The sequence below is a fragment of the Nocardia sp. NPDC060249 genome, from assembly GCF_042728755.1.
In the GTDB taxonomy this organism is placed as follows: Bacteria; Actinomycetota; Actinomycetes; order Mycobacteriales; family Mycobacteriaceae; genus Nocardia.
This window is the reverse complement of the sequence record NZ_JBHXAQ010000012.1, coordinates 69,961-84,532: the sequence shown is the minus strand read 5'-3', so window position 1 is coordinate 84,532 and position 14,572 is coordinate 69,961. Positions and strand designations below refer to the sequence as shown.

General features: G+C 64.2%; 15 protein-coding genes. All 15 read right to left on the bottom strand.

Going from position 1 to position 14,572, the window contains the following annotated elements:
* Positions 1-2: 2 nt before the first annotated feature.
* Complete coding sequence (locus tag ACFWFP_RS29420; protein WP_379300393.1) at positions 3-1,070, bottom strand: N-acetylmuramoyl-L-alanine amidase; 1,068 nt, start codon at positions 1,068-1,070, stop codon at positions 3-5.
* Complete coding sequence (locus tag ACFWFP_RS29415; RefSeq protein ID WP_379300391.1) at positions 1,067-1,738, bottom strand: DUF2744 domain-containing protein; 672 nt, start codon at positions 1,736-1,738, stop codon at positions 1,067-1,069. The genes ACFWFP_RS29420 and ACFWFP_RS29415 overlap by 4 nt, the downstream gene beginning before the upstream one ends.
* Positions 1,739-1,755: 17 nt before the next feature.
* On the bottom strand, positions 1,756-3,438 hold the full coding sequence (locus ACFWFP_RS29410; protein WP_379300389.1) for a phage tail protein: 1,683 nt from the start codon (positions 3,436-3,438) through the stop codon (positions 1,756-1,758).
* A gap of 3 nt (positions 3,439-3,441) precedes the next feature.
* On the bottom strand, positions 3,442-4,371 hold the full coding sequence (locus ACFWFP_RS29405; protein WP_379300388.1) for a hypothetical protein: 930 nt from the start codon (positions 4,369-4,371) through the stop codon (positions 3,442-3,444).
* Between the two features lie 6 nt (positions 4,372-4,377).
* Complete coding sequence (locus tag ACFWFP_RS29400; RefSeq protein ID WP_379300386.1) at positions 4,378-9,669, bottom strand: hypothetical protein; 5,292 nt, start codon at positions 9,667-9,669, stop codon at positions 4,378-4,380.
* Positions 9,670-9,688: 19 nt separating this feature from the next.
* Positions 9,689-10,003, bottom strand: a complete 315-nt coding sequence (locus ACFWFP_RS29395) for a hypothetical protein (protein ID WP_379300384.1) — start codon at positions 10,001-10,003, stop codon at positions 9,689-9,691.
* Between the two features lie 137 nt (positions 10,004-10,140).
* Entirely contained in the window at positions 10,141-10,512 is a 372-nt protein-coding gene (locus ACFWFP_RS29390) for a hypothetical protein (protein WP_379300382.1), read from the bottom strand.
* Between the two features lie 23 nt (positions 10,513-10,535).
* On the bottom strand, positions 10,536-10,718 hold the full coding sequence (locus ACFWFP_RS29385; protein WP_379300380.1) for a hypothetical protein: 183 nt from the start codon (positions 10,716-10,718) through the stop codon (positions 10,536-10,538).
* A gap of 99 nt (positions 10,719-10,817) precedes the next feature.
* Positions 10,818-11,738, bottom strand: coding sequence for an IPT/TIG domain-containing protein (locus ACFWFP_RS29380; RefSeq protein WP_379300378.1), 921 nt, complete (start codon positions 11,736-11,738; stop codon positions 10,818-10,820).
* A 77-nt stretch (positions 11,739-11,815) separates the two neighbouring features.
* Positions 11,816-12,193, bottom strand: coding sequence for a hypothetical protein (locus ACFWFP_RS29375; RefSeq protein ID WP_379300376.1), 378 nt, complete (start codon positions 12,191-12,193; stop codon positions 11,816-11,818).
* 1 nt (position 12,194) lies between these two features.
* Positions 12,195-12,494, bottom strand: a complete 300-nt coding sequence (locus ACFWFP_RS29370; RefSeq protein ID WP_379300374.1) for a hypothetical protein — start codon at positions 12,492-12,494, stop codon at positions 12,195-12,197.
* Positions 12,475-12,843: a hypothetical protein gene (locus tag ACFWFP_RS29365; RefSeq protein ID WP_379300372.1), complete on the bottom strand. Its 369-nt coding sequence runs from the start codon at positions 12,841-12,843 to the stop codon at positions 12,475-12,477. Before ACFWFP_RS29365 ends, ACFWFP_RS29370 begins: the two co-directional genes overlap by 20 nt.
* A complete protein-coding gene (locus tag ACFWFP_RS29360) occupies positions 12,837-13,256 on the bottom strand; it encodes a hypothetical protein (protein WP_379300370.1) in 420 nt (139 codons plus the stop codon). The genes ACFWFP_RS29365 and ACFWFP_RS29360 overlap by 7 nt, the downstream gene beginning before the upstream one ends.
* Positions 13,257-13,259: 3 nt before the next feature.
* Positions 13,260-13,580 (bottom strand): hypothetical protein, encoded by a 321-nt coding sequence (locus ACFWFP_RS29355; protein ID WP_379300368.1) that lies wholly within the window; start codon positions 13,578-13,580, stop codon positions 13,260-13,262.
* Between the two features lie 74 nt (positions 13,581-13,654).
* Entirely contained in the window at positions 13,655-14,572 is a 918-nt protein-coding gene (locus ACFWFP_RS29350; protein WP_379300366.1) for a P22 phage major capsid protein family protein, read from the bottom strand.

Sequence of the window (14,572 nt, the reverse complement as noted above, 5' to 3'; positions counted from 1 at the left end):
GGTTAGGCGGCGTCAGCGAGAGGTGTGTCGAGTGGGCCCGCGGCGAGCACGCCGAGCGTGGGCTTCGGAGTCCAATGGATCCGGCCCTTTTCGAAGTCCTGGAACGCGGCGCCGTCGAACGGCTGCTCGTCGCTGACAGGCCAGCCGTAGGGGCCAGCCTCGAAGCCGGAGCGGTTCCAGTGGTCGCGGATCGCGCCGTGGACCCAGAACGCGGGCTGGGAGTAGCGGCGGTAGATCGCGCCGCCCTGGAAGCCTTGGACGTCGCCCCAGTTCTGCCCGTCGGGGCCCTTGAGCACGGTGTGGTCGGTGGTCGGGTAGCCGAGGGGGCCCGCTTCCCATCCGAGGCCAGCGAACTTGTCCCACAGGGTGTCCGGGATCGGGTGCGCGCCGGAGGCTGGCGACCAGTAGATGTAGCCACGCTCGAACTGCGCCCAGCGGCCGACCTTGTCAGGGCAGGTGTTCTCCCCCGCGGTGAGCCGCTTGCCCAGCCACGGCGAGACCGCGGCCTTGTCGTCGATCGCGTTACGCACAGGTGCCGCGACGGCACCGCCCGCGTATTCGTTGACGTAGGAGGCGAAGACGTCCCAGGGGAAGTTCGGGCCGACGTCGGTGTGGTCACCGATGCCGAGAGCGTCTGTGACCCATCGGTGGTCGGAGATGCCGTCAACGACGCGGTAGGGCGGTGTGATGACGGTGGTGGCGAAGCCGTATTTGCGGGCGTCGGTTACGGCCAGGTAGGCAGCGATGCGCAGGTCGCGGTCGATGGCGAGCCATTGCTGTCGCGACCAGGCAGAGCGGGAGCCGGCGAAGCAGAGGTTGATCGTGCGGGAATTGGCGTCGAGGACGGACCACGATGCGTAGTCGGTGTCGACGACGTTGCATATGATGCCGTCGCGCACGGTGTAGTGGTAGGAGACACCGTTGTTCGAGTTGTTCAGGTAGCCGGCAAGGGATTCGGCGGTGCCGTTGCCTTCCTGGGTGTGGAGCAGGAAGTTGGTGATGCGCGCGCCCCACCGGTTGGAGCGGGAGTTGCCGAACCGGTCGAGCTCGGTGAAATCAGGGCGGGTCACAGACCGACCTCCTTGTATCGCTTGGTGATTCCGGTGCGGGCCTGGCCCATGTGGCGCTCGATCGCGACGACGCGGTCTTGCTCGTCTGGGTCGGCATCGCGGAGGTAGGCGAGGACCTCGGTGACGGTGCGGTGGATCGGGTCGAACGGCAACGGCTCGTTTGTGACGGAGGCGCCGTCGCTGGACGGCTTGCCGTAGCGGGGCAGCTGCGGTTCGTACGCCTCGGCCAGTTGGTGATCAGGCACCGCCGCGGCGGGATCGAATCCGAGCGCTTCCGCGAGTTGGCGCCGCGCGTCCTGCGGGAGGCTCTTGACGAACTCTTTGACGTCGAACTGCTCGCGGTCTGGGTCGCTTTCGTCGACCCAGACGCCGGGGTTGGTGAGCCAGTGCGGGTCGCCGACCTTCGGCCGCTGGTACTTGATGATCACTTCGCCAGGGATCACCGAGTCGGCGGGACGGGAACCGCAGTCCCACTGCCGGCGTGAGACCTTCCGCAGGTATTCGAACGGGAACGGGAACGGTGCCCCGCGCATGCCTGGCAGGCCCGCGTACATCCAAAGGAATGCCTCGTCGGGGCAGTTGGGGTTGCAGTTCGCGCGGGTGGGGAATTCGCCGTCTGGCAGCCACGGGGTCTGGTCGACTTCGGGCAGGGTTGTTTCGTCGGTCACTGGGTCTGGCTCCTGGTTCAGCTCGTGACGCCGAGGTCTTTGACCGCGGCGAAGATGTCGGAGATGAATCCGAGAGCACGGAGGCCGCGGTCTTTGTTCTTTTCTTTCTCGCCGATGACGGGTCGCCATTCAGCGAAAGAATCGCGGTCCCATGCGAGGGTGAGTTCGCGGACGCGGTCGATGTAGATCTGTTTCGTGAAATCGCCGACAACTTGTGCGCCGATTCGGTCACCAATAAAGAAGTGACCTTTGCCGTTCTCGCCGATGTACCAAGGCGCGGCGTCGCGAATCAGAATTTCGTGGCTGAACCAGCTGCGGGTTTCGTGGAAACCGGTCCTGAGCGCTGCGAGAGATTCCAAGGTGTATCCGCGATCGGCGCCGGTCTGGAAGTATTCCCAGTACCTGCTCCAACCGGAATTGGCTACACGCGCATTGGACGGCAGCGAAACCCAGGCGAGCAAGGTGTCGGTGTACAGCGGGGCGAGGAGGGCGTCAATTGCGCCGCCCACGGGGGGCACACCGACCATCATGGCCACGAGATCGCCGGCCATCTGAATTGAGGCGCTGATGAGTTCGTTGACTCCAGGCATTGATTTTCCGCCGCAGTTGATTTGCATGGCGGTCGCCGGAGTGTAAATGAACTTGGACGATTCGACGCCGGTCTCTTCGCCTTCGAAATACACCACGTACGGGCATGTTTTGTCGGTGAGTTTCTGGCCGGGGATCTTGTAGGAGTCCGGTACGACCGGGTCGGCAACGGGTTCGAGTACGGAGTCGATGAAGTCTTCGGCGAATTGGGCGAAGGTGCGTTTCAATCCGAGGAACGGGTCACCGCCGTTTGAGGTGTCGCTGTAGTAGCCGGACTGGTCGACGATGTCGATGACGAGGCACCCGTTGCGGAGTGTTTCACCGGCGATCGGCTGCTCATCATCGGTGGCGATGAACCGTCGGCAGACGATTGAAAGCTGGGAGTCTTCGAGGATCGAGTCGGCCATGTCGTGGAAGTACTTCCATCGCGACGAAGGCACTGACCAGAGGGTTCCGGCGTTCATGTCGTCGAGGAATGTGGTCGGTTTGACAACCACTGACCAGTTCGACATTCCGGGACCGGAAGACGTTTGTGACATGGGGTCGTCGGGAAGGTGCCAGACCGATTCCTGTTCCCTCATCACGTTCAGGAACAGAGCTGTCTTTAGGCACCAGATACTGGGCCCTGCCAGCAGGAACGTGCGCGGGAATTGCACGGCGGCGGGAAGGAACGGGTTGCTCCAGATTTGGTAGTACTTGAGGTTTTCCATGTCGTGCATCCAGCGCACGACCAATACCCGGGTGCCGTCTTCTCTTTTTTCTACGGTGTGGTCGTGGAGACGACCCGACCAGCGTGCCCCGTCTTTGTCGACGGTGATGTGCACGTTGCGCTTCTCACCGTTTTCAATCCGGTCTTTGACGCCCCAGATCCATCGTGCGATCGGGTCTGACAGAGGGATCTCTGTCATGCCGGTTCCGGCGTCGTTGTCGATCCAGGTGAATTCGGCGGAGTATTCGGTGGCGAGGATTCCTTGAAGGTCCCAGTCACCGTTCCAAATGCGGACTAGAGGCGGTTCGCGACGAGACTGCTCGTCAGCCTTTTCACGGGCCTTTGTGGCATCCCAAATCGCCTCACATTGCTGTTCCAATGTGAGAGTGGTGATATCTGTCATTGACTACTGCAACCCCCACGGACGAGTCCATCGGCGTGGACAGAAAACTTCAACGCGGGCACCGCCGACGGGAGCGTTCTCGACCTTCACCGGCACCTCTTGCGCTTGAGTGAAAGGGGGCACTTTGTGCATGAAGAAGATTCCGTTCATCGCGCCGATGATGTTGGTGTCGTTGAAGTCGCGGATCATCAACTTCATTGGGTCGACGTCGACGCGTGCGCCGCCTTGGAGCGCGGTCAAATCCGGCAGGATGATTTTGCGGTTGGCCCACTCCCCCGATGGGATCCGCGCGTACTTCGGGCCGAGGAGTTGCCGGTCCGGCAGCGTCCACTTTCCGCGCGTGACGACCCATTTCAAATACATCGGAACGTCGGTCGGGTTCGAAATAGTGACGAACCCCTCGGACGTGCCAGTCGAACCGGTTTGGAAGTAGTCCGAGCATTCGTCTTCGTACCGGTCTTCGAACCAAAACGGCTGCTCGGCAACCAATGTCATCGGCAGCAACGACGTCCGCGTCAAATGCGGGTCATACTTCGACTCTGTCACCGGGCTGTCAGTCAACGCCAAATACAGCGACCGAGTCCCCGATCGAGGCGTGGTGATCGACATCTTCGCCAGCTTCGACGCCGGATTGAACGGATCAGGTTCGTAATCCCACGCCGCCCGCCACCGTGAATCCAGGTCCTCCCAATCAGCAGGATCCTGGCCTTTGATGTGGACACCCATGGTGATGTCGCGCTGTTCGTACTTTTTGCCTTGATAGGTCGAGCCACGCTGGTAAGCCGACGACTTGTATTTCGTGGTCACCGGCGCGTCGTAGATCCCTTTGACATCAGATGCCATGAAGAGATTCGGCGACACGCCGGGACCGTTGATGATGAAATGCGAGTCATCGACACCGAACACTTCGACCTTGGCAGAATTGCTCTGCAAGGTTCGTCAGCTTCCTCTCGCCGAGGACGTCAGCGAACGCAGCTCTTGGATCTGCTGCGCTTTGCGGAATGCCTCAGCCGTGTCGGCGGTCTGGATGTAGATGTTGGTGGTGTTGTCGTTGGTGACTGAGCTCATCGAATTGCCACCGGTGTCGGTGTTGGTGACCGTGTTCGCGGCACCCGCGGCGGACTGCCCGGCCTGGTAGTAGCCGGACGAGGCCAGCGTCGAAGTCGAGTCCGTACCGGCGGCTTTCGAGTTCGCCCAGCTGGAGTAGGTGTCGTAGTAGTCCTTTGCCGCGCTGTAGAGCGGGATGTCTCGCGGGTCGGGTGCGCCGACGACGGACAGGCCGTCCTCGATCTGCCCGTCCACGAAACTGGAGAGCGCGCCGCCGAACCGCTCCTGTGCCTTCGTGCCCAGCGTTTCCCACGTATCGAGGGACGTACTGCTGGAACTGGATCCGGACGTGCTCGGGCTGGTGAAATCAGTCCCGGTTCCGGTGCCGTCGGTGCCCGGAACGATGTCCGTGGACACACCAGGGGCCTCAAGGGTTTGCGGGGCCTGGTTGGTCATCCCGCCGACGAACTGCTGGAACATCTTCCACTGCGGGTTCGTCAGGACCGCTTCGGGGAGACCCGACGCGTTCCACCCGAAGGTCCCGCTGGGGAAGATGCCGCCCTGGTCGTACCCGTGGCCTTGGCCGATGACGTCGAGGAGCCGGGCGCCGTACTTCTGTTCGCCGTAACGGACCATCGCGTTCGTCATGGCCCATGGATCACGCCTGTTGTCGGGCAGTGACGGGTCCCTGTAGGACTGCCAGGTGGTCGGGATCATCTGGCCGAGACCGACACCCGCTGATTCGCCGGTGCCGTTGACATCGACGATCTGCTGCGCGACGTTCGGATCGCCACCGGACTCGGTGTCGATCTGCCGAACCCACGCGTCGACCTTCTCCGGGGTCGGCTCGTAGCCTTGCTTCTTGTAGGCGTCGATGATCATCTGACGCCACTGCTCAGCACCAGCAGACGGTTCCCAGGCCGCTCCCCCGCCACCGGATGAACCGGAGCCGAGGACCCGGCTAGCCAGTGATTCGACGAGCTTCTTCGCGAACGCTTTCGGGATTTTGCCGGCGTCGCCGAACCCGGACAGTTCCGGGACGTTGTTCGCCGCGGCACGCAAAGGGTTCAGCAGCAACGTGTTCGCGAGGGCGTTCTTGCCGCTGTTGACCGCGCCGGATAGCGCGGACCCGATACGGCTGAAGATCGACGCCTTCTCCTCATCGGACAGGTTGCCGAGGAAGTCAGCATTCGCCCAGTGGACGTGGTCCATGTGGTCGGCGTTTGTGCTGGCGCCGTAGTCGAGTGGCGCACCGTTCTTGAGGTTCTGCCAGCCGGCGAGTGGCCAGTGGATGAGCTCGCTCGACTGCGGGTAGGTTTCGTAGATCCAGCGGGCGATCTTGTCCATGGGTCCGGCGAGGTCGATCGCTTTGCCCTGCATGTGGTAGTCGAAACCACTGCCGACGTCGGCGAAGCGCTTGCCCGAAGTCAGAACCGCATCAGGGATCGCGGACCGCACCAGGTCCCACAGTTGGGCCTGGACCGGGTCGAGTGGGTCGCTCGTAGAGACGACACCGCCGTCGGCGTAGCCGGGTGCGCCGTCGCGTTCCGGCTTGGACTGGGTGCCACCGCCGTCGAGTGCCGCGGCGCGCATGTTGTACATGGCTTCGTGGCCACCAGCGGCGGCGACTTCTGCTGCGGTCCAGACGTGCTCGCCGTTGGACAGCCGGTACAACCCGGCTTTGTCTTCCGTTGGTCCGCCAGGGCCCTTCACCGGGCCACCGGGGCCACCCATCCAGCGCCCGCCGACGTGACCGCCGGCTTCGGGGCGTGTGGGGCGTCCCGCGAACGGGTCTGTGGTGCTGGAGGTTCCGACGTGGCTCATCGGCTCCCATGTGGGGAGGCCGAGTTTGGAGGCGACCTTGTTCCAGATCTCTCCGAGGTTGTTCAGGTTGTCGATCAGCGTGTTGATCGGGCCGGACAGTTTGCCGGGCAATTCGGCCCACTTGGCGCCGATGTCGGTCATGAGGTCACCGAAGAAGTCCGTCAAGGACGTCGAGTCCGTGGTGAGCTTGATGAACCCGTTGATACCGGTGATGTCAGCGATGCTGGACAGAGCCGCGCGGCCCATGTCGGCGAAGCTCAGCGACCCGTCTTTCGACAGTTCGGCGAGCTTGTCTTTCAGACCTGGTACCGCGTTGCCAAGGGTGGACAGAGCGCCGGTGGCGCTGGTCTGCAGGTTGTCCAGGGCGGCCGTGCCGATGTCGCCGAACCAGCCGACGACGCTGTCACGAAGCCCACCGATATCGCTCTTGAAATCGTCCAGGGCAGGTCCGAAATCATCAGCGATGTCGTCCCATTCCTCTTTGACCTTCCCCCACCCGCTTTTGATGAAGTCGAGCGAAAGAGAAACGGGGATGTTGTACTTCACGCCGCCGGCGAGACCGCCGAGGTAATCACCGACTCGTTCCTGGGTCGTCTTGTCGACCTCGACAGGTTTGCCGTCAGCGTCCAGAATTGGGTTTCCGTCGGCGTCGGTGGCGGCCTTCTTGTCGTTGAAGATGCTGCCGAGCACTTTCGCGGGTGCGGACGACTTGACGTCGTTCATCAGCGAGATGATCTTCTCGATCGCGTGGACTACGGCATCAGCGGTGTCCTTGACGTCCTTGAAGAAGTCCTTGATCGCCTGCTGACCTTCTGGGGATTTCGCCCAGTCAGCCCACTCTTTGAGCTTCGCGATGATGTCGTCGAGCATCGTTTCGCCGGTCTCTTCCGAGCCGGAGAAGACGGCGCCGAGCAGGCGACCGATCTCTTTCACGAGGTCCTTGATGCGGCCGAAAGCATCGAGGGACTTGTCAAGGAATTCCTTGAACTTCGTTTGCCCCTCAGGCGATTCGGCCCATTCGCGGAACCGGGCCATCAGGTCGGCGAAGCTCTGCGCGCCCGAGGGCATGAAGTCGGATCCGACCTGCGCCAGGGACAGGAAGCCCTGGACCATGTCGTTGAGGCCGTCGATGACCGGGCCGATGGAATCGGCGACCTTGCCGAAGATGTGATCGAGTTTGCTGCGGGTCGCTTCAGATTCGAAGTCAGCGAACGCACGGCGCAGACCGCCGTTGATCTCGGTGGCGATGCCGCCGAGCCCGTCTTTCAAGGTCGGGATCCACTTGGTGACCAGGCTCGAAACCGAGTCACCCATCTTGTCGAACAGGTTCTCCTGCACCCCGTCGGCGAGGCCGCTGAGCTGCGGTTTGACTGCGAGCCACTTCTTGACGAAGTCCTGCGCGGCGGGTGAGAGCTTCGCGAGCTTGCGCTCGAATTCCTCAGCCGCGTCACCGGAGTCGTTCATTGCCTTCGTGACCGCTTGCTGCGCCTCGACCAGCTGCTCTTGGGCATCAGCCAGCGACTGGTGGGCATCAACAAGAGACTGCTGCGCGTCGGCTTCGGCCTCAGCCGCCGAAGCAACCCGGTCCTTCGCCGCGACAACAGCGTCGCTGCCTTCGACACCCTTTTCGTTGGCCTCGTTGGTCTTCTCGGCCAGCTCACGAGAGCTACGGAGCGTGTCCTCCTGGTCCTGCAGTGCCTTGTCGAGGTTGTACTGGGCGCGGGCCCGCTCGGTCGCGGTCGAGGACGTATCGCGGAATACCTCGTTCAGGTCTTCCTGCGCCTCGGCGACCGACAGCGCGGCACCCTGCTCGTCGAGCTTGGTGCGCTTGAGTTCGCGGTTGAGGTCTTCGAGCTCTTTGCGGGCGTCCTTACGGGCCGTGGTCAGCGCCTTCTGCGCAGCCAACGACTCCTTCTGAGCCGAACGGACACCCTTCTCTGCCGACACCACACCGCGTTGCGCGGACGCCACACCACGGGCGGCCGATTCGGCCGACTTCTGTGCGGAGGCAACAGCTTTCGCCTGCGACTCAGCTTGCTTCGCTGCACCATCGGAGACCTTCTTCGCCGCGGCGAACGCGTCCCCGATGCCGGAGAATCCTGTGACGATCGTGGCAAGGACAGCGCCGAGCCCGGTCACAGCTGCGGGGAGCAGCGCGATGACGCCGGCGGCCTGTGCGAGTTGCCCGATCAGGGGCACCAGCGACACGGCAGCGAGGCCGATCAGGGCGACCTTGGCGAGCCCGGCCAGGTTAGAGAAGGAGAAGAGGTTCTTGGCGGCTGAGGTGATCGCGTCTGTCGCCGCGGACCGGAACCCGGACCATGCTGCTGAGAGGCTGCTCATCAGCGAGCCCTGGCGGCTTCGGGAGCGGTCGAGGCGGTCGTTCGCGTCGGCTTCCTGGCCCATGAGGCTGGACAGGCGGCCGGTCGCGTCGGCGTGGTCGCGTTGCGCGCGGGTGAGGCGCGTGGTTGCTGCGGTGCGTTGTGACAGGGTGGAGTTGCCGTTTGCCATGACTTCGTCGTGGCGGTGCTGGGCAAGGGTCAGGTTGTCGAGGGTGTCGCCTTGTTGGCGGCGCGCGACTTGCAGGCGGGCGATGACGTTCGCAAGTTCGGCTTCGGCGCGGGACACCGAGTCGCGGTCGAGTTCAACCTGTAGCCGGATCGCCCGAATAGGGCGGGTGATGATATTGCCGGTCAGACGCCGTGCGGAGCGGCCGATGCTGGCGCCGCTGATCGAGTTGACCCGATCCCCGACATCGGAAGCCAGGGTGCGCAGCGCCATCAGTTGGGCGACAGCCGCCGACGTGTCGACATTGACATTCATCGATAGCGGCTGCGCGCTGACAGCTGTACGGAATTCCGCAAGCTGCTGGACCGCTTCGGTGAGATCGAGCTTCACCGTCAACTGGGCTGCGGGCAGGGTGGCCTTGAGGCCGCGGATCTTCTGTCGTAGACCGGCTTCGGACAGTTTCAACGTGACCGTGGCTTCGACGCCTGCCGCCGCGGCATTGACCTTGCCGCGGAGCAGAGTCTTGAATCCGGCTTTCAGCTCCGGCGTGAAGTAGATGTTCGCGCCGGCTTTCTCGCCTTCGAGCTTCGCTGCGGCCTTGAGGGTGGTGCGGAACTTCGGGGCGAGCTTGTGCCCGAATTCGATCTTCGCGCCCGCCCCCTCGGCTGCGGACTTCGCGAGGTCTTTGACTTCGGCGCGGAACCCGGCCGCGAGCTTGGGTTTCAGTGTGACCGTGAGTGATTCGTTGATCGGTTTGACCAGCGTTTTCACCATGGCCCGGAACTGGTTAGCCAGCTTGGGGTTCAGTGTCAGGTAGGCAGAGCCTGCGCGATATTCGCCTGGAGTCGACACGGGCGCACCACCTCGATGTTCAGTTGGTCGTGCCGTCGAGAAGTGCGTTCACCGCGTCGGTGAGTTCGATCTTTTCGATGGCGTCGCGGAACCGTTGCTCCGCTGTTTGCGGGCGTGGCTCCGGTGGGAATGGCGGCGGGAGCTTGCCGCCGAACACGGCAGGCAGTACCCGGAGTACTTCTTTGAGCAGGTCGTTCTGGCGGATCATCGTCAGCACTTCCAGCGAATAGCCTTGTGGTGCAAGCGGTTCAGGCTTCTCCGGGCGCTCCTTCTGCGCGCGGGCCCAGCCGACCTCTTCGTCCATCGCGAGCGCGGACTGGTACCAGCTGTCCATCGGCAGGCGGCGAAGGAACCGGATCAGCTGCGCCCAAGGGCGTCGACCTCGGAAGTAGTCCGCGAGGTCGACGCCGAGGCGCTGGCGGAGGTCGAATTCGATTTCTTCCCCGAACTCCTCAATGAGGAGAACGAGGGCTAGACGCCCCCCGGCAGATCACCGGCCTCGGCGCCGGGAACGGCGTTGAAGTGGTCGCTCATGTCGCCGACGAGGGCGAACAGCAGCTCGAATGGCTCGTCTTCGACGATGGCCCAGACCTTGTCGAACGCGTCACCGCAGATCGCGGCAACGAGGCGGCGGAGCGCCTTCGCTTCGAATTCGCCCTTGCCGTCGATGAGCTCGGCCATCGCGGTGACACGCTCGATGGTGTCGGGTGCGCTGATCTCGATCGGCGGGTCGACGGCGTCGAACAGGTACGGTGGGCGGGCCTTGTGGTTGGCGCGGGCTTCGTCGCGCATGGTCGCCCACCGTGACTTCGCGGCGGGGTTGATCTTCTTGGCAGCAGCCATGATCGTTTCTCCTGGCAGAGGGGTTACTTGCTGGTCTTGGTGTCGGCGGGCTTCACGACGGGGCGCGGGCGCTCAGGGGCGCGGGCGGGCGCCGGCGCGGGTTCGGGGGTGTAGCCGCGGCCGAGCAGGGTTTCGCGGTCGGTGGCGTTGCTCACGAGGACGGACACGCCGTCGGGCGAGACAAGGCGGATAGGGGTGAAAGCCATTGCGGGAGGTCTCCTGGCTGGGCCCTGGCAAGAAGTGGAGGAAGGTGCCGTCCCCGCGCGCGGCCAGGAATCACGCGCGGGGAGGCGGTCAGTGAGCGATCAGGCGTAGGTGACCGCGTAGGCGGTCGACGGGCCGGTCGCGTTGGTGACGAGGACGTTGTGCGAGCCCGCGGTCTTGGCCGGGGTCGTGATCGCCAGCAGGCTGTCGTTGATGACGGTGAAGTCGGTCGCAGCGGTGCCGCCGACGGTGACTGCGGTGGTGCCGGTGAAATGCAGACCGGACAGGACAACCGACTCCGAACCCGCTGCGGCGAAGGTGCCGACCGGCTGGTGCGAGGAGATCGTCGGGACGGACGCGGTCGCGGTGAAGCCCATATCGGCCAGCAGCGGCGCGATGCCGGGGCCACACAGGACGTGCTTCACGCTGTAGCCGAGGTCGTCGTCGATCTTCGCGGCCCAGGTGACGTTCCAGGCCAGCGCGGCTTCCTGGCCCCATGTCTGCTCGCCGACCGAGGTGACGGTGGCGCGCGGCAGGATCCGCAGGTAGTAGATGAGGTTCGCACCAGCGCCGTCGACGAGGCCGAGGATCACGCGGTGGTAGCGGGTCTCCGGGGCAGTCGGGTCGTTGAACTGGACTTCTTTGGTCGTCGGGTCCGCCACGATCGCGGACAGGTCGACACCGGAATACAGCTCCAAGCTGCGACGCCGGGTTTCGAGCATCGTCGCCGAGACGGTGGTCTTGCGGGAGATGACGTCGGTGCGGGGCGGCTCAAGAGCACCCCACGCCTCCACGTCGCTGGACTCGACCTCGGGGGTGAAGGTGGGTGGGGCCGCCTTGTCGATCAGGCCGAGCGACTCGAAACCGGCCGCGCTCAGCGACTGGAACTCAGCGGAGACGCCAGAAGTGAAGGCGGAGGGAATGGTCGCGGACATGTCGCCGATCAACACGAAGCCCTTATTCGGGCGACGGATGAGATCGGGGTTCCAGTTTGCGACCTGGTCGAAAGTGACAGCAGGCATGTGGTTTTCCTTGATTTGGGCACACCACAGAGCCCGACAGCCTTCCGGCCTTCGGGTGGTGTGTCAGAGGTGATGTGTCAGCCGCGGACGCGGCGATAAGACAGCCGGACCGTGGCGGTGACGCCCCGGTACTCGCGTTGCATCGGCGGAATGTATTGGCCGCCAGCGGTTTCCTCGGCGACGTCGATCAGGTAGCCGCCGGGTGCGGTGTTCCCGGCGGCGCGGATACGTTCCTGACCTGCCGTTTTCAGTGTTTTCGATTCGGCGCGAGTCGTCGCGATGTACTCGATATCGATGATCGGGTTGTCGGCGACGCCGTCTTCGCGCCCACCCACGCGAGTGACGTAGATGAAGGGCGGGTCGAGCGCGTCGGACTCGAATGTCACAACCGGTGCGATGTCACCGAGCAGGGCACGCAGGACCTCGTCGAACTCTGGATACGGCGGCAACGGCATATCAGCCCTCCACGTCTCGGATGAAGTCGCGCATCACGTGCTCGGGTCGGTTCCAACGGGTTCCGTGCTCGCGGAAGCGGGCGTAGTGGCCGGTCGCGGCGACGACGCCTTCCTGGTTGCCGCGGGCGTCGGGCTGGACGAACGCTTCGACGTGGGTGGCGTTGAAGCCGGTGCGCCAGCGGACACGCAACGCCCACCGGTCGGCACCCTGTTCGGCGACTTCTTGGAGGAATTCGCCGAGTTCGGAGCTGGTGCGGAGGAAGTCGCGGTCGAGATTGAAGTCAGCGCTGTCGTACTCCATTGGGGCCGTCCTTCGCGATAGTGAACCGCGGCCCGGTGGACCATCCGGTGAATCCGTTTGGTGCTTCTCGGACTTGGCCGTCGATGACGAAGACGCGGCCGTCGGGGTGTCGGATACGGTCGCCTTCGAGGACGTCGTCACCGTGTGGTGCGGTGACGCGTGCTGTCACAGTGACGAACTCGCCCTTGCTGGAATCCTCAGTGTCGGTGTTCCACTTGATGTCGCACGGTCCGATCTGATGCTCAGTGGTGGCCGAGGTGTTGGGGTCGCCTTCCCAGTTACGGTCGGCGCCGCGGATCACGGTGAGCATGGTCCCGCCGGGGTAGGTCGGGTGCGCGTAATTCACCATGTGATCGGCCTCGTAGATGCCAGGCCAGCGTTGCGGAGGATCCGCAGTGCTGTTGGTGACAGGGCCGACAGGGATCGTTCGATCTCGTCGAGGCCGATATGGCCGGCGTAGGTGACGCTGCCGCCGTCAGCGGTCTGAGAGGCGATGGCGATTTCACGGCCCACGGTCCCGGCAGCCGGGTCGATTCCGGCGAGATGCCACATGGCGGCGTGTGCGCAGGTGGCGTCACGCATGGCTTCTGCGATGTCGAGGTCGACGGGAAGCCCGGACGGGTACGTGTCGTACAGGTCGAGGCGTGTTGCGTACCTGACGAGTTGGGAGGCGTACCTGATGAGCCGGACCGCGGTCGCGTTGTCGGGGAGCTCGGTCAGCCACCCGTCAGCGAAGTCGTCGGGTTCGGCGTAGGTGAGCATCGGTTACGCGGCCTTCTTCGGGGCCGACTTCGCCGGCGCCTTGCGCGGTGCGGGCTTGGTCGCGGGAGCGGGCGCTTCCGCAACCGGAACGTCAGCGGTGGCCGCTTGGTCGTCAGCCTTGGGGTCTTCGGTGCTCGCCGTCGGTGCCTCGTTCACTGGCTCGCCTGCTGGCGCCGGTGTGGCGGCAGGCGGAGCCGGGATGGGTTCCGGTGTGGCGGGTTCGGGGATCTCGGACCAGTACGCCCACGCCAGTAGATCGTCGCGCGGCTCGTCGGATTCGATGACCCAGGACGGGTCGTGCAGATACTGGTAGAAGTGGGCCACTTCTGTACTCCTGGAGGGGGTTCGGGTGCCGGTCGCCCGTGCAGCCCGCGCGGGGCGGGCTGCACGGGGTTAGGTCACGCCGCCAGCGCGCCGCGCAGCAGAACGCCGCGGTTCGCGTCCAACGTTTTGGTGCCGAACAGGATGTCGAGCGAGCAGACGTCCTGCTTCTTGTTGATGTCGTACTTCTTGACCAGGCGCAGAGACAGGCCCTTGTAGGACTTGACCGAGTGCCACGAACCGTCCGACGGCGCGGCCAGAGGAGCCGAGGCCAGCGCGAGCGCGGTCTTGTGGAACGCGAGACCGACCTCGGTGGTGGGCTGACCCGTCGCCGGGCTGCCGGCGGGCTGCACGATGTTCTGGGTCATGTAGGCGCCGAAGCCGATCAGGTCGTCGCCGATCGCGCCCTTGCGCAGGGCCTGGGTCGAGCCAGACTTGTCGACGTGCTTCAGCCACTCGCTGTTCAGCCAGTTCGCGCGGGTCGTCGGACCGACCACCGCGGCGCGCTCGCTCGGCGGCACGTTCTTGATGTTGAGCAGCCGGTCAGCCTCGATCAGAACTTCGGGCTTGTTCCACTCGAAACCGGTACCGGTGCCAGCGATCTGGACGAAGTCGGCCTTCGCCTGCGCGATGATGGCGCGGTCGATCGACTGCGCGAGGGCCTCCATAGCAGGCTTGAGCAGCTGCTCGGTGAAGTCCTCGAGGTGCAGGGTCAGGTCCTCGGCGGTGACCGCGAACGAGACGTCCTTGATGGTGTTCAGGACGACCGGGACGCTGGTCTCAGTGGCGTTCTGAATGGTGATGCCGTCAGCGCGGACGAAGGTGTTCGCGGTGAAGGTGGCTGGCTTGCGAATGTTGACGGTCTCGCCGACCTTCGCGCGGGTGAAATCGGTCGACACATCGGTGTAAACCAACGGCACCATGCACAGCTGTTCGTACAGATTCGCGAGCGCGGCAGTCGCCAGCACATCGGGAGTGAGAAGGGTGTTTGCCAT

Excerpts from the sequence above, each read along its gene's own strand:
- ACFWFP_RS29350 (WP_379300366.1), bottom strand. The coding sequence starts at position 14,572 with ATGGCAAACACCCTTCTCACTCCCGATGTGCTGGCGACTGCCGCGCTC.
- ACFWFP_RS29395 (WP_379300384.1), bottom strand. The coding sequence starts at position 10,003 with ATGGACAGCTGGTACCAGTCCGCGCTCGCGATGGACGAAGAGGTCGGC.
- ACFWFP_RS29380 (WP_379300378.1), bottom strand. The coding sequence starts at position 11,738 with ATGCCTGCTGTCACTTTCGACCAGGTCGCAAACTGGAACCCCGATCTC.
- ACFWFP_RS29410 (WP_379300389.1), bottom strand. The coding sequence starts at position 3,438 with ATGACAGATATCACCACTCTCACATTGGAACAGCAATGTGAGGCGATT.
- ACFWFP_RS29360 (WP_379300370.1), bottom strand. The coding sequence starts at position 13,256 with ATGCTCACCTACGCCGAACCCGACGACTTCGCTGACGGGTGGCTGACC.
- ACFWFP_RS29375 (WP_379300376.1), bottom strand. The coding sequence starts at position 12,193 with ATGCCGTTGCCGCCGTATCCAGAGTTCGACGAGGTCCTGCGTGCCCTG.
- ACFWFP_RS29385 (WP_379300380.1), bottom strand. The coding sequence starts at position 10,718 with ATGGCTTTCACCCCTATCCGCCTTGTCTCGCCCGACGGCGTGTCCGTC.
- ACFWFP_RS29365 (WP_379300372.1), bottom strand. The coding sequence starts at position 12,843 with ATGGTGAATTACGCGCACCCGACCTACCCCGGCGGGACCATGCTCACC.
- ACFWFP_RS29390 (WP_379300382.1), bottom strand. The coding sequence starts at position 10,512 with ATGGCTGCTGCCAAGAAGATCAACCCCGCCGCGAAGTCACGGTGGGCG.
- ACFWFP_RS29370 (WP_379300374.1), bottom strand. The coding sequence starts at position 12,494 with ATGGAGTACGACAGCGCTGACTTCAATCTCGACCGCGACTTCCTCCGC.